Genomic DNA, 20,312 nt, shown 5'->3' with positions numbered 1-20,312 from the left:
AGTGTAAACAGAGTACAACAGCTATTTTTAACACCTGCTTCTAACTTCACCGGGGCGGGGACACTCTTCTGACCTTAACCGCTTCTGGGTCGTTTAAGAGGGTTTTTAGCTTGTCCAGTAAGGTTTCGCTTAACTGAACATGGTAACTCTCCCCCAAGCGGATGGTTTTGCGCTGGCGCTCATAGAACAAATAGACTGGCGTTTTCCCCCCGTGCTGGCGTAACAATGCTTCCAAAGCCTTTAATTTTCCGCCTTCTTCTATTTCAGGGGCGATCTTGACAAAGAGCTGACAGGCATCCTCCTTCACAAGCTGATCTTGCTGCTTTTGGGGCTCCAGTTTAGTCAGGTCAACGGCGCGGGTGATGATCAACTGTTTGCGGTCTTCCCGTTCCTCCAGTTTGCCCTCCACCAAAAGCAGATTGTCCTCCCTGTACAAAGTAGGCTCTTTGGCAAACACTTGAGGGAAAACGACAGTGTCCATTTCTACGCCCTGATCTTCTAATTGGACAAAAGCCATCGCCTCTCCTTTTTTCGTGGTGATCCTTTTGACCCGGTACACATAGCCAACAGTGCGCACCCGCTTCCCTTGTGGTGTCTCTAGCAGCTCAGGGAGGGGGATAACCCCAAAGCGCTTCACCTGATCGCGGTAAGCATCCAATGGATGGCCGGATAAATAAAAACCCAGCACCTCTTTTTCATATTTTAACTGCTCATGGGCGGAAAAAGGCGTCACTTCATGCCAGGTGTAATCATCAGGCAGTTCATCGGCAAAAAAGAACAGCTGGTCGCTGGCTTTTAACCCTTGTGCCCTTTCAGCCATGTCCAATATCTCATCTAAATTGGCCAGCACCTGTGCCCGGTGCATCCCCAGCTCATCCAGTGCCCCTGCCAGGGTGAGCGCCTCGATCACCCGGCGGTTACATATGCGTAAATCGACCCGTTGACAAAAATCGAGCACATTTCTAAACGGCCCCTCCTGCCTGGCCTGCTTAATTTCCCGGACAGCGGCCGCCCCCACATTCTTGATCACACTCAAGCCCAGGCGGATGTGACCCTGTTCCACCGTGACCCCCTCTTCACTGTGCAGCACCGAAGGTGGCAGCACTTTAATGCCCCGTTTGGCTGCCTGATGCAAATAGTCAGCCACTTTTTCAGGGGAGGAAAGGTTCATGGACAGGAGTGCAGCCAGAAAAGCGACCGGATAATGGGCCTTGAAATAGGCCAATTGGTAGGCGATGACAGCGTAAGCGGCAGAATGGGAACGGTTAAACCCGTAATCGGCAAAACGGACGATCAGATCGTAAACATGTTCCGCTACCTCCTGTTCGTACCCCCGTGCCAGACAGCCCTTAATAAAATGATCCCGCTCCCTTTCTAAAATATCCCGCTTCTTTTTACCCACGGCCCGGCGTAACAAATCGGCTTCACCCAGGCTGAACCCCGCCATCTTAGAAGCAATCTGCATAATTTGCTCCTGATAAACAATGATGCCATAGGTGTCTTTTAAAATGGGTTCCAAGTCGGGATGGGGATACTCAATCTTTGTTTTGCCGTGCTTCGCTTGGATAAACAAGGGGATGTTATCCATAGGACCGGGCCGGTATAAAGCTAAAACAGCGATAATATCTTCAAATGTTGTGGGTTTGAGCCGTTTCAGCACGCTCCTCATTCCATCCGACTCCAGCTGAAAGACCCCAGCGGTGTCCCCTTCACTTAACAAACGGAATGTCGCTTCATCATCAAAGGGAATATCATCCAGCGTCAAGCGTTCATCTTCCCGGCGGCCGTGATTGATAATCCGCAATATTTCTTCCAGCATGGTCAAGTTGCGTAAGCCCAGTAAATCCATTTTTAACAAACCCAGGGCTTCCAAATCTTCCATGGGATACTGGGTGAGCGGAATGCCGTCCTGTCCTTCTTGCAAGGGAACATAATGGGTGAGCGGCTTTTCACTGATCACCACCCCTGCAGCATGGATGGAAGTGTGCCGGGCCAAACCTTCCAAGGGCTTGGCCATTAAGATCAGCTGACGTACCTGTTCATCTTCCTCCATCATCTGCCGCAGTTCTGCGGAGGAAGCCAGCGCTTTGTCCAGCGTCATGCCCGGACCAGCCGGAATGCATTTGGCCACACGGTCCACCACGGGAACGGGAAGCCCCAGCACACGCCCCACATCACGGACACAGGCCCGGGCTCCCAGCGTTCCAAAGGTGATGATCTGGGCCACCCTGTCTTTTCCATACTTCTCTACGATATAATGGAGTACTTCGTCCCGCCGCCGGTCGGAAAAATCAATATCAATATCAGGCATTGTGACCCGCTCGGGGTTAAGAAAGCGTTCAAACAACAAATTATACTTGATCGGGTCCACATTGGTGATTTTTAACACATAAGCCACCAAACTGCCGGCAGCGGATCCCCGCCCCGGCCCGGTAATGATTCCCTGTTCATGGGCAAAGCGCATAAAATCCCAGACGATGAGGAAATAATCGGCATAGCCCATCTGACCGATCACTTCCAGCTCATAGTCAAGCCGCTTGCGGATCTCATCCGTAATGATCTCATAGCGTTCTTGCAGGCCTTCTTCACATTTTTGGCGCAGGTAGCCCATAGCGGTCATTCCCTGGGGTACCGGATAAGACGGCAAAATCTCCTGACCCAAAGGGATCTCCACCTGGCAACGCTCGGCAATGCGCAGCGTATTCTCATAGGCCTGGGGAAGGTGGGGGAACAATTGGGCCATTTCCTCCCCGCTTTTCAAATAAAACTCTGGGGAGGGAAATTTGAGACGGTGATCATCCTGTATTTTTTTGCCAGTTCCGATGCAAAGCAAGCAATCATGGGCCACCGCATCCTCTGCCCGGGTGTAATGGACATCATTGGTCACCACCAGAGGGATATCCAGTTCCTCGGCCAAGCGGATGAGACGGGGATTCAGCTTTTTCTGTTCAGGCAATCCATGATCCTGCAATTCAATGAAGTAGTGATCCCGGCCAAAGATGTCCCGATGTTCCAAAGCAACTGCTCTCGCCCGTTCGACGTCACCAGCCAAAAGCGCTTGTTGCAGCTCTCCGGCCAGGCAGCCGCTGAGACAAATCAGTCCCCGGTGATATTCACGAAGCCAGTGCTTGGTTACCCGCGGCTTATAATAAAAGCCTTCCAGGTGGGCCTTGGTGGAGAGCTTCATCAAATTTTGATAGCCCTCATATGTTTCGGCCAAAAGCAGTAAATGGTACAAATGCTCTTCCCCTTTTTTCACCTTCTCATCCAACGGCTTGTTGGTCACATACACTTCCACCCCGATTATCGGCTTGATGCCTTCCGCCTGACATGCCTTGTAAAACGGAATGGTGCCGTACATGACCCCATGGTCGGTCAGAGCCAGCGCCTTCATGCCCAGCCGTTTTGCTTCCTTAACCAGCTCAGTAATGCGGCTGGCCCCGTCTAGCAAGCTGTATTCACTATGGACATGCAGATGGACAAAATCTGTGTGCTGCATCTTCCATCCCCTCTCACAGAGAAAGCCGGCAAACACTTTTCCATCCAAGCCAAAATCCGTTATAATAGGTAAAATACATCATCTCAGTCCAACTGTGTAACTGAAAAAAACGTCCATTCCATGCTTTAATCATATCAAAAAAGGGTTGAAGGTACTATGCCAAAACAGCCTCTGCTCATTGCCGTTGATTTGGATGGCACACTGCTGACCAGCAGAAAACAGATTTCCCCCAAAACCAAGCACGCTTTACAACAGGCTGCCAGCCAGGGCCATTATGTGGTCATTTCCACCGGCCGGCCATTCCGGTCCAGCAAAGCCTACTATGACCAATTAAACCTGGATACTCCCATTGTCAATTTTAACGGGGCGCTGGTCCACCATCCACACGATCCCCGCTGGGGACTCTTCCATACGCCCCTCGACCTTGATGTTGCCCAAGACGTGCTTCGTACAGCAGAAAAATTTGGCGTCAAAAATATCATGATTGAAGTAATGGATGAAGTCTATCTCAAGGAACACGACGAAGTTATCATGCAAACTTTCTTCGACCCGCCGGTAGATGTGAACACCTTGCCCCAGGTGATACACACCAAGCCCACATCCGTACTCATTCATCCCTATGAACACCATGTTGACCAGCTGCGCCAGTATTTGAGCGACCACCATGCCGAGGTGGTCGACCATCGCCAATGGGCAGCGCCCTGGCACGTGATTGAAATTATCCGGGCTGGCATTAATAAAGCCGTCGGTTTGGAAAAAGTGTGCCACTCCCTGAACATTCCCCCTGAAAATGTGATCGCCTTTGGAGACGAAGACAACGACGTGGAAATGCTCCAGTTTGCCGGCTGCGGCGTAGCCATGGGCAATGCCATCAAGCAGATTAAAGAAGTGGCCGATGTCGTCACACTGGATAATGATAATGACGGTATCGCCCGTTTCTTGGCTAAATACGTTCTGGTCTGAAAGCATGTTAAGAACACGGCCGGTTAGCCTCGATGCTTCAGGCTGCTTAAGCTTCCGTCTCACGCCGTCACCCGGGCCTGTCATATCTTTCTTTTCCCGTCCATATATATAGATATGACACGGTTTGAACACCCACGCAAAAAGACTTAAAAAGGACGTGAGACGAGTGAACGAGGAGATGAGAAGCCTGGTCTCCATGATGATCATTGACTATTTTGTCGCCTTTGGGGTTTTGCTCGGCGGGTGTCTCATTGGCGGATTAGGCGCTTTTCTCGTGGGTGAACCCCCTATGAACTGGGTGCAAAATCATGTGGATAAGCTAAAGATCTGGGCCCTTGTCGCCGCGATCGGGGGCACCTTTGACACCATTACCGCGATTGAAAAGGGCGTCTTCAATGAATACTACGGCGAAATGGTGAAACATCTGCTCTACATCGGCAGTGCTTTTTTCGGTGCTCATACGGCCAGCCTGCTTATCCGCTGGATGATAGGGGATATCCAATGAAGCCCCCCCATCCAGCCCAAACTCGCACCTGGGGCCGTTTGCTCGTCTCCTTCATATTAGGGATGGTTATGGGCGCCCTGATCTTTCACTACCAGCACGCCCACATGTTGGACAAAATCTTGTTCGAAAACCGCCGCCTCGCACTTGAACTGACAGATCTGCGGGATGAAGTGGCTTATCTGGAGAAGAAAGCAGAGGATCTCAACAAACAGAATCAGGAAGAGATCTCGGTTAAAAAAATAGAAATTGTCATTGTCAACGAGGAGGAGATTGACGGCTTCACCGCCACGGACATTATCGAGCGCTTGCGTGAAGAGTTAAAGTACTTGATTAAAGAGGGCTATTCTGTCCAATCCGTGGCAGAAACAGCCGAGACCCACGCCAGGCTGATTGATGGCAAAACGATCAAATTTGAAACCAATGATGAATATGAAGTGAAACTCCACTCCATGATTATTCATACGACCATCACCTTTAAAATTTCCGTGCATAAAATGAGTTAGTGCCATCATTTTTAGGTGTACAGGCATTAGAGATGATATTTTGCATAAGCATGAACATTTTGTGGAACTTCATACAAACCCCTCGCCTCGCGCGCTTTTTTTATGTACAATAAATGTACGGTATTTTAAATTGTAATGTAAGGAAAGGAGGATATATATTGGTTATCAGTCGTAAACATCTGGCAAAAGCAAAACTTGAACAACTTAAAAACGGATATTCTGCTTATACAGAGTCAACAGAAGTTGCTTTTCATTTGGAGCGGGAGATTAAGAAACATAGCCTTCGCGTCCATATTGACCGCACACCTTTAGGTTCATGGTTTATCCCAATTAAAGACGAGGAGTAAACTAGTAATGAATATCGCTTCAGTTAACATTAATTACGACGCCCAGGATGAGACTGGGGCTCAACCCCCGTAAAAAGACCGGTCTTTCTGCCACAGATAGCAAAGACCGGTCTTTTTACGCGCTCAGGATGACAGGAAAAAACGCCAGCTGTGTCCTCCTCCGTGCGTGTAGATACGGCCGTTCATTTACAGCCGTCTGTTTGATCCATTATAATGAAGATAATGTCTAAAGAGGTGCCGTAAGCCGGAGCCATTTTGATGAGGGGAGAACAGTGACAACATGCAAAACGTGAAAGACACCTTTAGTGAAGTGGTGTATGCCGTCTTGCCATTAACGGTGGTGATTATCATCTTGCAATTCACCCTGATTTGGCTGCCCTGGGAGCTGTTTGTTCAGTTTCTGATAGGCGCTGTCATGGTCACTTTGGGTTTAGCCCTGTTCTTATTGGGCGTGCATATTGGTCTGTTGCCGGTCGGCGAAGCCATCGGTGCCGCCTTGCCCCAAACAAGACGCGTGCCGCTGATCGTTTTTTTCGGTTTTTTGCTTGGTTTTGTCGTGACAGTGGCTGAACCGGATGTGCGGGTTTTAGCCATGCAAGTCGATCTTGTCTCTAACGGGGAAATTTCAAGCCGTGTGTTGATCTACTCGGTTGCGCTGGGAGTGGGCCTGTTTGTCGGCTTGGCCATGTTGCGCACCATACTGGGAATTCCGCTCAGCTATTTACTGGCAGGGGGATACAGTCTGGTGTTTGTGCTGGCTGCTTTTACACCCCCCCAATTTATCCCGATCTCCTTTGATGCGGGAGGCGTGACCACGGGCCCGATGACCGTGCCATTTATCCTCGCTTTGGGCGTCGGTGTGGCCTCTGTTTTGGGAGGCAAATCCTCCACCGCTGATGGTTTCGGCCTTGTGGCGCTGGCTTCCATCGGTCCCATTCTGGCCGTGATGCTGTTAGGGGTGATGTACGGATAATGGACATCAACATATTTACTGGTTTTGGAGATATACTAATCGAAGTCGCTCTGGCCCTGATCCCGCTGATCATTTTCTTTCTATTTTTTCAAATCTTTTTCCTCAAGCTACCCACGAAGAAAATGAAAGATGTGATCAAAGGCCTGATTCTCGCCTTTTTGGGTCTGGCTCTGTTCCTGCAAGGTGTCAAAGTGGGTTTCTTTCCTGCCGGGGAGCGCATGGGTGAAAGTCTGGGTGCTGTGGACCATGCCTGGATACTGATTCCCCTGGGGTTTATTCTGGGGTTTGTGGCCACATTTGCCGAACCGGCCGTCCGCGTCTTAAATCATGAAGTAGAAAAAGTGTCCGGCGGTTACATTCCCCAAAAAGTGATGCTGTATACCCTGTCACTCGGTGTCGCCTTGTCCATTGCCTTGTCCATGTTCCGCATCTTGGCTGGCATTCCGCTTTGGTACTTTATTCTTCCCGGCTACATACTGGTATTGGTGCTCATCTATTTTTCCAAGCCAAATTTTGTGGCTATTGCCTTCGATTCCGGCGGGGTGGCAACCGGTCCGATGACCGTCACCTTCATTCTGGCCATCTCGGTGGGGGTGGCCTCGGTCACTGAAGGCAGGGACCCGTTGATGGACGGTTTCGGCATGATTGCCCTGGTTGCACTGGCCCCCATTCTGACCGTGCTTGTCTTGGGACTTCTGTATCGCAGAAAGGAGAGGGAAAATGAACGCGACCTTGGACGTGAACTGTAAACTGATCGTCATCATTGTCAAAAAGGGACAAGCATCTACAGTGGTCAAGGCGGCCAAACAAGCCGGCTCAGAAGGGGCCACCACACTGTTTGGCAAAGGTACAGGCATCCGTGAAAAAGCCCGTTTTTGGGGCATAGAGATTGAGCCGGAGAAAGAAATCATCGTCATGATTGTGCTTGAGCCCTATGTGGCCAGCGTGCTTAGAGCGGTGGTTGAAGCGGCCGACTTAAACAAACCGGGAAAAGGTATCGGTTTTGTGATCGATACCACACAGGTGGGGGGCATCTGCCATCTCTCCCAGTCAACCAGCGGGCCAAAACCGGGGGAACGGGCAAAAACGCACAAGGAGGAACAAAACCGGATGACAGAAACACCAATTGTGTATGATTTGATCGTCACCATCGTCAACAAAGGACATGCGGAGACTGTGGTGGAAGCTTCCAGGAAAGCAGGAGCCGAGGGAGGAACCATTCTTTCCGGTCGGGGAACCGGTATTCATGAACATGCCAAGTTGTTTAACATCTTGATTGAACCTGAAAAAGAGGTGGTGCTCACCCTGATCAACCGGGAGCTGACCCAGCAGGTACTCGAACGCATCCTAGACGAAGCGGAATTGAACAAACCGGGGAAAGGCATTGCCTTTGTCTTGCCAGTGGACACTGTAGTGGGAATCAATCATGCCTTAAACCGCATGATTAATGAACACTGGAAGAAAAAGCAGAAATGAAAAAGGAAACGATCCAATGGAGCACGTGCACACGAACGTCCACAAAATAACCTGGGAAAACAAAGAGATCATTTTGGTGGCCACCGCCCATATTTCCCGTCACAGTGTCCAAGAGGTGCAACAAGTGATTGAAACAGAACAGCCCGATGCCGTCTGTGTGGAACTGGATCAGTCCAGATATCAAGCGCTTGTAGCCGGAGACCAGTGGCAGCAGATGGATATTTTTAAATCGTGTTGCTCGTTAACAACCAGACAATATGCGCATAACAACTTGCTGGGTCTCTTTTTTGAAATGCTCCAAATCATAGTGATGACCGAGATCCAAAGCCTGATCGCTTTACTCTTCTTTTGCTTTGGTATATAGTACAAAATGATGCCAAAATTAATGATATTGTTGAGGGAGGATGGAGTCCATGTCCGTCTATGCTGTATTAGAGTCGGTTGTCCAGCGGGCCAATCAGTCTCCGGAAACACTCGCCGGGCTGAACACTGTCTATCAGTTTAATGTCTCCGGCCAATCTTATCAAGTGAAGGTGGAAAATAAAAAAGCGGTACTGGCTGAAGGATGTCCTTATCAGCCCGATTGCACGGTCCAGCTGTCTGACCAGACGTTTCACCAACTGATGAATGGACAACTTAATCCAGTAACCGCGTTTATGACCGGCAAACTGAAAATACAAGGAGATATGAGCCAGGCCATGAAGCTGCAAAACCTGCTCAAGTCACGGCTGTGACATGCTGGCCACCGCCGCTACAATTATTAGCCCAGACCCGGGAATGGGTGACGACATATTTCAGAGGGAGAGGAAATCTTTGTTACTGGCATGTTTGAGGGGATACTCAATACCAGTTTATATGTGATCAGTACTTATCTGTTTCTGGTTGTGCTGATGCAGCTGGGCTTGTTCAGCCTGGCAATAGGTGCCGTCCGCAAAGAACATGGGGTTGACCGGCGGCAGGTGGTAGAAGATGTGTTGCAGGATATGGAAGTTTTCCCATGCTCCATTATTGTCCCGTGTTATAACGAAGAGCGGGGGATTGTCCAAACCGTTCATTCTTTGCGCCAAGTCAACTATCCCGAGAAAGAAATCATCGTTGTGGATGACGGTTCCACCGACCAAACGTTGGCCGTCTTGAAAAAACATTTTGACCTGTACGAGGTAGAAAGACCGGTGCACATGCGCCTGGCTTGTATGAGAGTCAAAGCGGTTTACCGTTCAAGAAACTTGACAGAGCTGGTGGTGGTCAGCAAACTGAACGGTGGCCGTTCTGACGCCATCAATGCCGGGATTAATTGTTCCAGTTACCCCTATTTCTGCTGCATCGATGCAGACAGTCTCCTGGACAAGGACGCGCTGGTCAAAACCATGTTGCCGATCATTCGTGACCCACAAGGCGTGATTGCCACTGGAGGCACAGTCCGTATTGCCAATGGTTCGGTGGTGCGGGATGGAGCGGTCATTGAACAGCGCCTGCCCACAAAACCAGTTTTAATCATGCAAGTGATTGAATATATACGGGCCTTTTTGCTGACCCGCATCGCTTTAAGCCGATTAAATTCCTTGCTGATTGTGTCCGGTGCCTTCGGGGTGTTTAACAAAGAATGGGTGATTCGGGCAGGAGGATTTGCCACAGATACGATTGCTGAAGATATGGAAATGACTGTGCGTCTTCATCGTCTGATTAAGGAGCAACAAGGGAACCACCGTATCATCTACATTGCCGATCCTGTCTGTTGGACAGAAGCGCCAGACTCCCTGCGGGTGTTGCGCCGCCAACGACGCCGCTGGCATCAGGGGTTGACCGAGGTTTTATGGCGGCATCGAGTCATGATGTTCAATCCCCGTTATGGCAAAGTGGGCCTGATCGCCATGCCCTTCTATTTTTTGGTGGAATGGTTATCCGTTATTGTTGAAGTTCTCGGTTTAATTGCTTTCCTCGTGCTGTGGATCACCGATTCCGGACAGTCAGCGCTGTTTTTGCTGTGGATGCTGGCCACCTTTGCCATCGGTTCATTTCTCAGTTCCTTGGCATTGTTGTTGACCGAATGGACCTCACACCGTCACCGCCGGCTGAGCCAGTTGTTTTATCTTTACCTGTGGGCGTTGAGCGAATCCCTGTGGTACCGTCCCTTTTTGTTGGCTGTCCGCTTGGAAGGAAAGTACAAGGCTTGGCTCGGAGAATCAACATGGGGGGAAATGGAGCGCAAAGGGTTGACGGAACAAGGCTGAAGCTGTCTATGTCACAATGCGCACTTCACGTCCGCTGCAAAAACTTCATTGAAGAATGGTGATGCATCAGCGGTACACCGTGAGCCAGTGTTGGAGCATGTCCCTTCCATAGCGGTCTGTCACCCGGCTGCTCCAATAAGATTGTTCAGCAGCATCCATCAGCTTTACCAACGCTTCCCCGGCTCTGTAGCGGACCCACCACATCTTATGCTGAAGCAGTGTTACCAGGTCCGGCAAATAGTGATCCCAACCCAGCTGGCCAATCAAATAGGCCGCCCGGGCCTGTTCCTGCCAATGGGGGCTGTGCAAAAAACGGTCCAGCTGGCCATGAGGCGGACACAGTTCAGGTCTCGTGGCAAGTACCTTTAATGCGGCCAAACGAATATCCAGCTCTTCGCTATCCATTGCTTGCCTGAGCAACTCTTGCTCCCAGGGCTGTTGATGCTCAAGCAGCGTCAACACCAATCCCCTTCTCATTTTGGCGTGACTGTTCCAGACCCGCTTAAGGTCAGACAGATGAAGCGGACTGTAACGCCGCAACAGATCAAGATAAAAATAGGGCGGAAAATGTTCATCCCTTAACAAAATGGCCAAGGCTCTGTGATCCTTTATCTTTGCTAAAGCCCGTAAAGCTTGTTCAGCCAGCTGCTCATCTTGTCCATGGGCAGATTGCGCCACGCGCCAGGCTTGATCAGCCAAACTTTTCAGACCGAGATCCTCCATATAATAAAGGGCATTCAACTTGCTGGCCCACCGGCCCCTTTCCAGCTCTTGCCCCAGCCAAGGTGACAAAAGGTGATCGGCCACATATCCAACCTTGCGGCGCATCTGCGGCGTCATCTCACGAACCGTTTTGCTCAACTCACGGGCCATGAACAGGGCCTCATGCCGCTTGCGAATTTTATAGCGCGGCAGCGCGGTCTCACTCTGTTGCACGAAATCCAGCAAAGCCTGCAGCCGCTTTTTCCACTCTGCTTCCCTGGTGGCCAGCCATTTTTCCCACATCCTTTTGATGGCTATGGACATCCACAGCAAGATTTGAAGCACAAACAAAGTGACTGTAACAGCAACCAGCAAGTGCCCACACTCCTTTTCGTTACCACATTTGTAAATGCATTTCGGCAATTTTATCCTGCTTTAGACCTGACGCTCTGGTCCTCCCAGGAAGTGGAAGCTGATGTGCCGGTTAAATTGCTTGATGTGCATCAGAGGCCTCTGCAACTGGCTCATCAAGCTTTTCTGCACGGAAAGGTAAAAATTGACACATCAGAGGATGGCTGCACAGTTTACGTCCCCGTTAAAGGAAAACAGGGCACTTATGGTTTATTGGAAATCGGTTTTTTTGAAAATCGGGACAGTATCCAAACGGAGCTGGACATGATCGTTTCTCTGGCTGAAGCGCTGGGGAAATCGGTAGAAAGAGTCCGGCTGTACCATCAATTGCAAGGGCTGCTTAAGGAACAGCAACTGATCAATGAGGCCGCCCAACAGTTACATGGACAGCTTGATGTCCAGCATAGCATCCAATACACCGTGGCCAAAATTAAAGAAATATTTGCTCCGCAAAGTGTACACTTTCTGCTGTATATAACCGGTGAACGGGCCTATCAAGTGGTGGCTTCATCCTCGCCAAGCGCCCTTGACAAACGATTCAATAGACATGACTGTCCGATATTGGATGCGGTGCACAAAGCCCAGGAACCCTGATGATATCCCGGCCCGGTGGGGAGGAGAAGAGCTGGCCGTTTATCTGCCCGGTGCGGGTCTTTGCGAGGCTGTGCGGGTAGCCGAACGGATCAGAGGCAAAGTGGAACGTTACAGCAGTCCGAGTGTCACGGTCTCCTGCGGGGTGGCTAGCTGGTCCCAGGACGATCCGCACAAATCGGTGGACCATTTGTTTCAGCAGGCTGACCGTTCCCTGTATGCCGCCAAACAGCAAGGCAAAAACCGGGTCATTGTTTTTCAGCGCTAACGCCGATCAATGCAAGACCGACCATGTGTGTGGTATGTGATGGTTCCAATTCCGTTCTTGGCCAGCACCAGTGTTCTCATCAATGCCGCAACATCTCAGGCCTGGAACAGGCAGTTTTTGATCCTGGCGTCACTAGCATCAAAATGGTAATGGCACCAAACGCCATCAGAGCCAAAAAGGGAATGGTGATGAAGCCCAGCCAATTGATATAAACGGCCGTGCAAGGCACTCCCTGGGTACACAAAGCAATGGCCCCCAAAGCGGGCACTTTCTGTTGTAAATAATGCACCAAGGAGATCAATCCCCCTGCCATGGCCAGAGGCAAAACATACACTTTGATCCCCGCATCCCCACGATAGGCGGCAATGCCGAGCATCACGGCCAACGGGTACATGAAAATGCGCTGGTACCAACACAATTCACAAGGCACAAATCCCCGCACTTCACTGAAATACAGACTGCCTAGCGTAGCCACAACAGCTACCAGCCAGGCCAGATAAAGGGTATAAGCAGGCCAGGTTGAGTGGGAAAGGCTGTCTTTGGACACGGCAGCACCTCCTTTCCCTGGTTCCTTTCCTTGGTTATGTTCACCATGTTTGCCTGCCGGCCGGCACTGGCCCGGTCGCCCACTTTCCTCACTTAAGAAGATTCCTCTGTTAACGCCCTTTCAATCACGTTCACCAACTCATCATAATCAAATGGATCAGCCAATAAAACATTATTCACCATCACGCTGGGCGTATATTGAATTTGATAGTCCCGAACCAGCCGCATATCCTCTTCCACCTCCGGCAGGAACGTCTGTTGCAGCACATCTTCAATCAGCTGGGCCGCACTGAGCGAAGGAACCGATTCGGCAATCTCCAACAGAAGTTCTGCGGTCACCCAGGCTGTCTCACTGTGTTCAGCTGGCTGATGGTCATATAACGCATCGTGAAACGCCCAAAATCCTTCTTGATCCTGAGCCCAGGCTGCTTCACTCGCCAAGGAGGCCAGCAGCGACTGTTCGCCATGAAACAAAGTATTAATATGCACGATGTTGGCTGTTCCGTCCTCAACATAACCGGCTTTCAACCGGGGAAAAATGTGCTCATGCCATACTTTACAGGCGGGACACAAATAGTCGCTGAACACAATGATATTGACCTTGGCTTCAGGGTCTCCGTACAGGGGTTGTCCCTCAACCGGCGGTGCCATATCTGTCATGATATTCTCCGGAGAATTAGCCGTGATCCGGTTGATCATAATCAACAGCACGATCAAAACGGCAAAAATGGCAGTAAAAAGCACTAAGGTTCTGGCCAGTTTATTCTGTTGGGCCATGTGGATCACCTCTGCTCTCTATTCTAGCATATCTGTCGTACGATTTTGGGTGTCAATCTGATGGCCGATTTATATAACAGATCGTTCATGGTTATTAAATTAGACGGGCCATCTGACGATTAATATTATTGAGGATCTGTTTTTGCCTAAACACCCATGAATTGAGATCTCTCAGACCAGAGAAAAGCATGAAAAGCGAAGGGGGCATGTCAGGTGAATGACCAAGCCTTGCTCAGCAAGAAAAGAGCCAGACAGGCGCTAAAGCGCGCCGAAAAAATTGCTGCCAAACTGAAACCGGTGTTAGAGGACGTCCATCAATTTTCAGAAGTGAGCGACAAGGTGCGCCAAATATTGGACGAACATTTGCAATTTGAGGAATATTTGTTGGTGGTGGACCGGGACGGAAGAGCGTTGGTTCATACCAACCGTTTGCGGGAAGGTCTTTTATTCAACGATCCGGTCGGTCTTAAAGCGGCCCGGACGGAGACAGGACTGATCCAACTTTACGAGCGGGACACAAAAGAGAGGCTGATCGATGCCTCCTGCCCCATTGTGCGTGGCAGGGGCCGCCATTACAACTTGCGTCTTGGGCGAATTGTGCACCGTCCTTTTCTGGCTCCTCTGATTTGGACAGCCGGTTTGTTTCCCGCTGTGGCAGCGGGTGGCGCAGCTGCTGCTCTGGGCGTCGAAACGTCAACAGTGGCCGTGCTGACAGGAAGCGGTTTGCTGGCAGGCGGTGCCGGCGCCTATGTCGTGGTCCGGCATATTTTCCGTCAGGTGGACAAGTGGCTAAAGTTGAGCAAACAGATTTCAGCGGGAAATTTAACCGTCACACTGGAGCAACATTCCCGAGACCGGTTTCAACAAATCGGTTTAGAATTGAATAAGCTGACTTTAGGTCTCAAGACGATCGTGAGCGAACTGGCTGCTGCCGCTGATCAAACGGGACGAATCAGCCAAGCCCAGGCTCAGGAAGCTGAAGAGCTGTCTAGCAGTTTTCAAAACTTACAGACTGTGACAGAAGCGTTCCGGGCGGGAGCTGAAACGCAGCTGGCTTCCCTGCAACAGGCCAAACAGATGATTGCTCATGTCCAAGCCACCATTGAAAAAACAAGACTTAACACTCAACACGCGCTGCAGTTAGGAGAGGATGCATTTTCCACCGCCAATCAAGGCAGCCGCTACGTCCAAGAAACTGAGGACAAGATGAGGCGTGTTGAGCAGACCGTCAATCATACGGCTCGCATGATTGAGCGGGTTTCACATGACGCAGGGGAAGTGTTATCCAAAGTATCAGCGATAACAGATATCGCTAAACAGACCAACATGCTCGCTTTAAATGCCTCGATCGAAGCGGCCCGTGCCGGTGAAGCCGGGCAGGGTTTTGCCGTCGTGGCTGAACAAGTGCGTCATCTCGCTGAATCCACATCTGTCTTTGCCAAAAGTATCATCGATATTTTGGCCAAAACGAAAGACGAGGTGGATCAAACCGTGAAAGAAGTGCATGAGAGTGTGGAAGCCATCAAGTCGGGAGTCAGTGCGGTGACTGATACCGGGCGATCCATTAAGGCACTCTATCATATTGTGCAGCAAACCCGCGACCAAATTGCCGTGAATCACCAACAAGCGGCCCAATTGTTAACAGAATGCAAGGAGTTAAATCAATTGATCGATGGTTTAGGCGAAATCGGAGATGAATTTACCCAAGCGGCCGTCCAAACCTCGACAGCTATGGACGAACAAGTACAAGTGGTACAAACATTAGCCACAGAAGCCCAAGTGTTAGCTCAACAGTCTCAAGAATTGAAGGCCATTGTCAATCGGTTTAACATTGGCTGATTAAACCACTCAACAAGAAAATGGTACTTGAGCAACCCGCCCAAGTGGTGCCGGCCTTTATCACGGGACAAAATCTGGTCGTTGACAGCGGCATGACGGTGAAAATGATTTATCACGATTAACCGCGCTACATCCAATCCCCCTATCGGCAGAAAGGGTCAGGTATGCTTGGTGTCTGCGTACACTTTTGGGGCATACATCCGGTAATGGCGGATGCCCATGATCAGATTAAACAAGCCCAACGCTAAAAAAGCTATAGCCACACCGATCACCCAGCCGGTGAGCTCACTGAACATAAACTGAATCATGGCCATGGCGGACAGCATGGTTCCCATGGCAATATTGGTTTTCGCGTTGTAATACTTCATCATGTGATAAACATGTTCCTCTTTCTTACTATTGTAGCGTGTGAGACACAATCTGGCAGCTGACACAATCCAGAGAAGGTTGAAGTCAAGGTTTACGGTATTCCCTGCGAAAGTAGTGCAGAAACTGTTCCAATAACTTTCCGCTTTCTTTCAGTTCTTGCATCAATTTGTCATCATATAATTCGAAACGGTTTTTTCCTTTTTTCTTGGCTATATACATGGCTTGGTCGGCCCGGTCCAGCAAGGTGAACAAGTCTTCGCCATGATTGGGATAAAAACTGACCCCAATCGTTAAGGAGATCTTTGTCTTCTGTTCTTTAATCTGATACGGCGCTGAAACGGAGCGGATTAGCCGTTGAGCAATGTTTTTCACTTCTTCCTGGGACACCTCTTCAAAGACAGCCACAAATTCGTCACCAGCCAGGCGGGCCACAATATCTTCTTGACGGATGCTGGCTTCCATGCGGCGGGCGATCAATTTCAGAAGTTGGTCACCCGCTTCGTGCCCAAGAGTGTCGTTCACCTGCTTGAAATCATCGATATCAATAAACATCACGGCAAAGGTATGTTGATGCCGCTGTGATTTGGCCAACACTTTTTGCAGGTGGACATGGAGCATTTTCCGGTTGGGCAAACTGGTCAGCTCATCATAATACGCCATCTTGCGCAATTGTTCCTCTTTTTGTTTGAAACCGTTGATATCCACAAAATGGGCAGCAATCTGCGTGACGTTGCCCTCCTGATCTTTGAGGGGTCTGAGACGTGCCGCAAACCACTTAAAACCCTGTTCCGGATGTTTCAATCTAATTTCCACTTGCGTTGACAGGCCCCGCAGTACCTTGTTTTCAGCTTCCAGCAGCTTGTACCGGTCCTCTGCATGAATCAGTGTTTTCCAGCGCTGTTGGGGGCCAAACAGTTCCATCCCGCTGTATCCGGTCTCTTCCACTGTATTGCGGAAGGCTTTATTGATCGCTTTCCTTTTATATTTAACCGTGCTTAAGGACGTTCACCCTATAGTCACGCACCCATGCCGGGCGTACCAACAAAGGCTGCCCGTCAAAACGGGCAGCCTTTTTCAATCCTGTCTTACCGAAAAGCAACCAGCCAGCCTGGACAAGGTGACTCGTGTCCGGCTAAACATGCCTTCCTTGAACGATGCCTTGCTTTTACCGCGGACGAATCTCCTCAATGCTGTCAATATCTACATACGTGGGCACAACCAACCCGATTTTCGCTCCATCCAAATTGGGCCCCAAATCAACCAGGTCATCCTTGAAATCTTCATAATAAGCAGCATGGGTGCCTGGGAGCCAAGCGGCCACCATCGCATCGGCTTCTCCGCTAGCCACCCCGGCAAACATCACTCCGGCTTCAACCGGTGTTAATTCCACTTCATAGCCGATTTCCTCCAGAACAAGCGCAATCACGTTGTTTGAGGCAATTTCCGAATCCCAGGTGACATAGACCAGCTCAATCCGATCACCGTCAACCGGTTCCACACCCTCAATCCAGCTGTCCACCACTTCACGGTTAGCCTCAATCCATTGCCGGGCCGCTTCTGTTTCACTCAAGCCATGCTGGGCCATGTCCACCATGACCTGATTCATATCATCCGGTGTCCAGTAAAAATTGTCCAGCACTTGATACGCACTGGGATGATCTTCCTCCAGCCCTTGGCGCACCAAGGTATGGATGCTTTCTTCTTCACCATAAATACCCAGCGGGTCATCCAGATACTTCAAATCATAAGCAGCAAATTTCCAATGCGGGGTCCACCCGGTCACCACAATCCACTCCTCATTTTCAATGGCGGAGGCCAAAGCCGCAGTCATGGCCGCACTGGAGCTGGGTACCAGCTCAATATCCAGACCATAAGCTTCTATCGCTTCTTCGGTTGCTTGCATAATCCCCGCTCCGGCATCAATACCGGTAATATGGTCAAATCCTCCCGCAGCAGGCTCAGCGGCTTCTGTCTCACTGTCAACGCCTGTTTCCTCTGTACCAGGCGCCTCTTCAGCTCCACATCCAGCCGCAATCACAGCCATACTGATCAAAACAACCCACCATCCCCAACGACGTTTTCCTTGCCACACAAACATCTGTTCATCATCCTTTCTTAGTTTGTTGTTTATGACCCATCAACTGGGTGATGCGGTCTAACAAAATAGCCAAAACCACAATGCACAAACCGGCTTCAAACCCTTTGCCCATCTGATTCTGGGTCACCGCTTGATAAACATCACGCCCCAAGCCGCGGGCCCCGATCATGGAGGCGATCACCACCATGGACAAAGCCAGCATGATGGTCTGATTGACACCGGCCATGATAGTTTGCTTGGCCAAGGGCAGCTGGACTTTGAACAACTTTTGGCAGTTTGTTGAACCAAAGGCGTCAGCCGCTTCCACAATTTCCGCAGGAACCTGCCGGATGCCCAGAATGGTCAAGCGGATCACCGGCGGCATAGAAAAGATCACCGAAGCCACCACCCCTGGCACCGTGCCAATACCAAAGAAAAATACAGCCGGAATCAGATAGACAAAGGCCGGCATCGTCTGCATCAAATCGAGCACAGGGGTCAAAAGCTCCCTGATCCACCCTTTTCTGGCGGCCACAATGCCGGCAGGAATGCCCACTGTCACAGAGATCAAGGCGGCGGTTAACACCAGGGACAACGTATAAACCATATTATCCCAGTAACCCAGATTCCAAATCAGTCCCAAACCCAGCACAATAAACAGAGGCAAACCCCAGCTTCTCGCTTTCCACCACACAGAAAGGGCCAAAAGCCCGATGAGCAGCCATACCGGGAACAAAAACAGCACGCTTTCCAAGCTGCTGGATATCGTCGAAATGATCCAGTCTATCCCATCAAAGAAGAAGGTAAACTGCTTCAGCCACTCCACGAGCATTTCCAGCCAGTCTCCAAGGGGGATGCCCTCACTCAGCCAGTTAAGCATCCGCTTTTCCCCCGTTTCCGGCCAGCGCAGCCAGAATGGCCCCCCGTACAACCACACCGCGCAAACGCTGTTTGTCATCCACGACCGCCAGCGGAATGGCCGTATCATAGACCCGTTCAAAGAGTTCATAGAGAGGGGTAGAGGGATCAGCCGTGGGGATCTCGCGGATCATGATCTCTTCCATATCTGTCTGCCCGTCTTTTAAGGCTTGCAGGGCTTGGTCTGCGGTGAGCGCACCCACCAGCACCTTGTGGCGGTCAATCACATAGATGCTGGACAGGCCTTGGTCCTGCATGCGCTTTAAAGCCACGCGCAAGCCATCCTTGCCCAAGGTCACCGCCTCCGCCCGCTTCATGACTTGACCCGCCCTTAACACTTTGGATAAATCCACATCTTCTACAAAGCGTTCCACATAATGATTGGCTGGGTGCATCAAAATTTCTTCCGGTGTGCCGATCTGGACAATCTGGCCGTCTTTCATCAGCGCAATGCGGTCTCCCAGTCGCAAAGCCTCATCCAGATCATGCGTAATAAACACAATCGTTTTCTTCATCTGCGCCTGCAACTCCAGCAGCTCATCCTGCATGTCTTTGCGAATCAAAGGATCCCTTTGATACAATCAAATGTGAGACAACGAACGATGAACCATGAACAGCTTCGGCTGGAGGGAGGCCCCTGACATGCAGAGCAATGAACAACAAGCGCATACACAGTGGCAAAGGTGGCACCAGGTCCGGCAAAAAGTGATCCAAACCATTTCCCAGAACATGCACTTATTTGGCATCACCCCCAGTGTAGGGCGTTTGTACGGCATCATGTATTTTGAAGACCGGCCCATGACGCTGGATGAAATGTGTGAGGCCCTGGGGATGAGTAAAACGAGTATGAGCACCGGTGTGCGGGCGCTGCAGGAAATACAGATGGTCCACAAAATCTGGCAAAAAGGAGTGCGTAAAGACTTATACCAAGTTGAAGAAGACTGGTACCAAACCTTTGTCAGCTTGTTCGGGACCAAATGGAAAAAAGCGTTGGAAAGCAACGAACAACAGGTGCGGCAAGCCTTCACCGCCTTAACCGAACTGTATCAGGAATGCACTGATAAATCCTTACGTTCCAAAATCGAATGCGATCTAGCCAAACTGGAGCACTCGCTAAACTATTATGACTGGCTCAGACGCCTGGTGGCCAGTTTTGAATCCGGACAGATCTTTGAATGGATACCCAAAAAAAGTAAATCCACCTAACAAAAACCGAAACATTCCTCCGGATGACGATCCATCCGCTTTTCAACAGTAACAGGGGATCTCTGTCTTACAGAGATCCCCTGTTAGCATGGCTATTTTTCTAGCAGGCCG

22 protein-coding genes and 1 pseudogene are annotated in these 20,312 nt (G+C 50.3%); 14 read left to right on the top strand and 9 right to left on the bottom strand.

The genetic code is table 11. The features are described from left to right. Nucleotides 1–46: 46 nt before the first annotated feature. A complete protein-coding gene (locus IEW48_RS00205; protein ID WP_188622067.1) occupies nt 47–3,499 on the bottom strand; it encodes a DNA polymerase III subunit alpha in 3,453 nt (1,150 codons plus the stop codon). Nucleotides 3,500–3,655: 156 nt separating this feature from the next. On the opposite strand from IEW48_RS00205, the gene IEW48_RS00200 reads away from it, so the two are divergent. The 10 genes from IEW48_RS00200 to IEW48_RS00155 all read left to right on the top strand — a co-directional run bounded on the left by IEW48_RS00200 (nt 3,656) and on the right by IEW48_RS00155 (nt 10,497). Further along, a complete protein-coding gene (locus IEW48_RS00200; RefSeq protein WP_007505693.1) occupies nt 3,656–4,462 on the top strand; it encodes a Cof-type HAD-IIB family hydrolase in 807 nt (268 codons plus the stop codon). A 166-nt stretch (nt 4,463–4,628) separates the two neighbouring features. Then, nucleotides 4,629–4,967, top strand: a complete 339-nt coding sequence (locus tag IEW48_RS00195; protein WP_007505691.1) for a YtrH family sporulation protein — start codon at nt 4,629–4,631, stop codon at nt 4,965–4,967. Next, complete coding sequence (locus tag IEW48_RS00190; protein ID WP_188622066.1) at nt 4,964–5,470, top strand: sporulation membrane protein YtrI; 507 nt, start codon at nt 4,964–4,966, stop codon at nt 5,468–5,470. Before IEW48_RS00195 ends, IEW48_RS00190 begins: the two co-directional genes overlap by 4 nt. Before the next feature lie 158 nt (nt 5,471–5,628). Next, nucleotides 5,629–5,817 carry a YtzJ family protein gene (locus tag IEW48_RS00185; protein ID WP_188622065.1) on the top strand — a complete coding sequence of 63 codons (189 nt, stop codon included), beginning with the start codon at nt 5,629–5,631 and terminating at the stop codon, nt 5,815–5,817. A gap of 280 nt (nt 5,818–6,097) precedes the next feature. After that, the gene (locus IEW48_RS00180; protein ID WP_188622064.1) at nt 6,098–6,790 is read left to right on the top strand and encodes a DUF1538 domain-containing protein; all 693 of its coding nucleotides are present in this window, start codon (nt 6,098–6,100) and stop codon (nt 6,788–6,790) included. Further along, nucleotides 6,790–7,539: a DUF1538 domain-containing protein gene (locus IEW48_RS00175; RefSeq protein ID WP_188622063.1), complete on the top strand. Its 750-nt coding sequence runs from the start codon at nt 6,790–6,792 to the stop codon at nt 7,537–7,539. The genes IEW48_RS00180 and IEW48_RS00175 overlap by 1 nt, the downstream gene beginning before the upstream one ends. Beyond that, nucleotides 7,511–8,266 carry a P-II family nitrogen regulator gene (locus IEW48_RS00170; protein ID WP_188622062.1) on the top strand — a complete coding sequence of 252 codons (756 nt, stop codon included), beginning with the start codon at nt 7,511–7,513 and terminating at the stop codon, nt 8,264–8,266. The genes IEW48_RS00175 and IEW48_RS00170 overlap by 29 nt, the downstream gene beginning before the upstream one ends. A 16-nt stretch (nt 8,267–8,282) precedes the next feature. Then, nucleotides 8,283–8,630 (top strand): TraB/GumN family protein, encoded by a 348-nt coding sequence (locus tag IEW48_RS00165; protein WP_188622061.1) that lies wholly within the window; start codon nt 8,283–8,285, stop codon nt 8,628–8,630. A gap of 49 nt (nt 8,631–8,679) precedes the next feature. Beyond that, the gene (locus IEW48_RS00160; RefSeq protein ID WP_188622060.1) at nt 8,680–9,000 is read left to right on the top strand and encodes an SCP2 sterol-binding domain-containing protein; all 321 of its coding nucleotides are present in this window, start codon (nt 8,680–8,682) and stop codon (nt 8,998–9,000) included. 90 nt (nt 9,001–9,090) lie between these two features. Beyond that, on the top strand, nt 9,091–10,497 hold the full coding sequence (locus IEW48_RS00155) for a glycosyltransferase family 2 protein (RefSeq protein WP_188622059.1): 1,407 nt from the start codon (nt 9,091–9,093) through the stop codon (nt 10,495–10,497). Between the two features lie 66 nt (nt 10,498–10,563). Here IEW48_RS00155 and IEW48_RS00150 read toward each other — a convergent pair whose 3' ends face one another. After that, nucleotides 10,564–11,574, bottom strand: coding sequence for a HEAT repeat domain-containing protein (locus tag IEW48_RS00150; RefSeq protein WP_188622058.1), 1,011 nt, complete (start codon nt 11,572–11,574; stop codon nt 10,564–10,566). A 102-nt stretch (nt 11,575–11,676) separates the two neighbouring features. Here IEW48_RS00150 and IEW48_RS00145 point away from each other — a divergent pair, with 102 nt between their 5' ends. Both IEW48_RS00145 and IEW48_RS00140 read left to right on the top strand, forming a co-directional pair. Beyond that, on the top strand, nt 11,677–12,204 hold the full coding sequence (locus IEW48_RS00145) for a hypothetical protein (protein ID WP_188622057.1): 528 nt from the start codon (nt 11,677–11,679) through the stop codon (nt 12,202–12,204). After that, nucleotides 12,176–12,469, top strand: a complete 294-nt coding sequence (locus IEW48_RS00140) for a GGDEF domain-containing protein (protein ID WP_188622056.1) — start codon at nt 12,176–12,178, stop codon at nt 12,467–12,469. Before IEW48_RS00145 ends, IEW48_RS00140 begins: the two co-directional genes overlap by 29 nt. Before the next feature lie 79 nt (nt 12,470–12,548). On the opposite strand, the gene IEW48_RS00135 is transcribed toward IEW48_RS00140, so the two are convergent. Together IEW48_RS00135 and IEW48_RS00130 are read right to left on the bottom strand one after the other, a co-directional pair. Beyond that, nucleotides 12,549–13,016: a disulfide oxidoreductase gene (locus tag IEW48_RS00135; protein WP_007503683.1), complete on the bottom strand. Its 468-nt coding sequence runs from the start codon at nt 13,014–13,016 to the stop codon at nt 12,549–12,551. Between the two features lie 92 nt (nt 13,017–13,108). After that, on the bottom strand, nt 13,109–13,792 hold the full coding sequence (locus tag IEW48_RS00130) for a DsbA family protein (RefSeq protein ID WP_188622055.1): 684 nt from the start codon (nt 13,790–13,792) through the stop codon (nt 13,109–13,111). Between the two features lie 213 nt (nt 13,793–14,005). Between IEW48_RS00130 and IEW48_RS00125 the strand changes: the two genes are divergently transcribed. After that, nucleotides 14,006–15,631 (top strand): methyl-accepting chemotaxis protein, encoded by a 1,626-nt coding sequence (locus tag IEW48_RS00125; protein WP_188622054.1) that lies wholly within the window; start codon nt 14,006–14,008, stop codon nt 15,629–15,631. Between the two features lie 158 nt (nt 15,632–15,789). On the opposite strand, the gene IEW48_RS00120 is transcribed toward IEW48_RS00125, so the two are convergent. The 5 genes and pseudogenes from IEW48_RS00120 to IEW48_RS00100 form a co-directional block, all read right to left on the bottom strand. Continuing rightward, nucleotides 15,790–16,002: a YtpI family protein gene (locus IEW48_RS00120; protein ID WP_229703888.1), complete on the bottom strand. Its 213-nt coding sequence runs from the start codon at nt 16,000–16,002 to the stop codon at nt 15,790–15,792. Between the two features lie 82 nt (nt 16,003–16,084). Beyond that, nucleotides 16,085–16,945 carry a sensor domain-containing diguanylate cyclase gene (locus IEW48_RS00115; protein WP_268236510.1) on the bottom strand — a complete coding sequence of 287 codons (861 nt, stop codon included), beginning with the start codon at nt 16,943–16,945 and terminating at the stop codon, nt 16,085–16,087. A 220-nt stretch (nt 16,946–17,165) separates the two neighbouring features. Beyond that, a complete protein-coding gene (locus IEW48_RS00110) occupies nt 17,166–18,098 on the bottom strand; it encodes a glycine betaine ABC transporter substrate-binding protein (RefSeq protein WP_188622052.1) in 933 nt (310 codons plus the stop codon). A gap of 7 nt (nt 18,099–18,105) precedes the next feature. Beyond that, nucleotides 18,106–18,957 carry an ABC transporter permease gene (locus IEW48_RS00105; protein ID WP_188622051.1) on the bottom strand — a complete coding sequence of 284 codons (852 nt, stop codon included), beginning with the start codon at nt 18,955–18,957 and terminating at the stop codon, nt 18,106–18,108. Next, nucleotides 18,950–19,564 (bottom strand): annotated as a pseudogene (locus IEW48_RS00100) (CBS domain-containing protein); the annotation flags it as partial. The gene IEW48_RS00105 and the pseudogene IEW48_RS00100, both read right to left, overlap by 8 nt. A 73-nt stretch (nt 19,565–19,637) precedes the next feature. On the opposite strand from IEW48_RS00100, the gene IEW48_RS00095 reads away from it, so the two are divergent. After that, on the top strand, nt 19,638–20,201 hold the full coding sequence (locus tag IEW48_RS00095; protein WP_188622050.1) for a GbsR/MarR family transcriptional regulator: 564 nt from the start codon (nt 19,638–19,640) through the stop codon (nt 20,199–20,201). Nucleotides 20,202–20,312 lie beyond the last annotated feature (111 nt).

The sequence above is a fragment of the Caldalkalibacillus thermarum genome, from assembly GCF_014644735.1.
Classification (GTDB): Bacteria; Bacillota; Bacilli; order Caldalkalibacillales; family Caldalkalibacillaceae; genus Caldalkalibacillus; species Caldalkalibacillus thermarum.
This window is presented reverse-complemented; position numbering and strand designations above follow the sequence as displayed.

Coding starts and splice junctions, on each gene's coding strand:
- IEW48_RS00110 (WP_188622052.1), bottom strand. CDS start 18,098: ATGTTTGTGTGGCAAGGAAAACGTCGTTGGGGATGGTGGGTTGTTTTG.
- IEW48_RS00120 (WP_229703888.1), bottom strand. CDS start 16,002: ATGATGAAGTATTACAACGCGAAAACCAATATTGCCATGGGAACCATG.
- IEW48_RS00155 (WP_188622059.1), top strand. CDS start 9,091: ATGTTTGAGGGGATACTCAATACCAGTTTATATGTGATCAGTACTTAT.
- IEW48_RS00165 (WP_188622061.1), top strand. CDS start 8,283: ATGGAGCACGTGCACACGAACGTCCACAAAATAACCTGGGAAAACAAA.
- IEW48_RS00105 (WP_188622051.1), bottom strand. CDS start 18,957: ATGCTTAACTGGCTGAGTGAGGGCATCCCCCTTGGAGACTGGCTGGAA.
- IEW48_RS00095 (WP_188622050.1), top strand. CDS start 19,638: ATGCAGAGCAATGAACAACAAGCGCATACACAGTGGCAAAGGTGGCAC.
- IEW48_RS00140 (WP_188622056.1), top strand. CDS start 12,176: ATGCGGTGCACAAAGCCCAGGAACCCTGATGATATCCCGGCCCGGTGG.
- IEW48_RS00130 (WP_188622055.1), bottom strand. CDS start 13,792: ATGGCCCAACAGAATAAACTGGCCAGAACCTTAGTGCTTTTTACTGCC.
- IEW48_RS00170 (WP_188622062.1), top strand. CDS start 7,511: ATGAACGCGACCTTGGACGTGAACTGTAAACTGATCGTCATCATTGTC.
- IEW48_RS00205 (WP_188622067.1), bottom strand. CDS start 3,499: ATGCAGCACACAGATTTTGTCCATCTGCATGTCCATAGTGAATACAGC.
- IEW48_RS00190 (WP_188622066.1), top strand. CDS start 4,964: ATGAAGCCCCCCCATCCAGCCCAAACTCGCACCTGGGGCCGTTTGCTC.
- IEW48_RS00175 (WP_188622063.1), top strand. CDS start 6,790: ATGGACATCAACATATTTACTGGTTTTGGAGATATACTAATCGAAGTC.
- IEW48_RS00200 (WP_007505693.1), top strand. CDS start 3,656: ATGCCAAAACAGCCTCTGCTCATTGCCGTTGATTTGGATGGCACACTG.
- IEW48_RS00160 (WP_188622060.1), top strand. CDS start 8,680: ATGTCCGTCTATGCTGTATTAGAGTCGGTTGTCCAGCGGGCCAATCAG.
- IEW48_RS00180 (WP_188622064.1), top strand. CDS start 6,098: ATGCAAAACGTGAAAGACACCTTTAGTGAAGTGGTGTATGCCGTCTTG.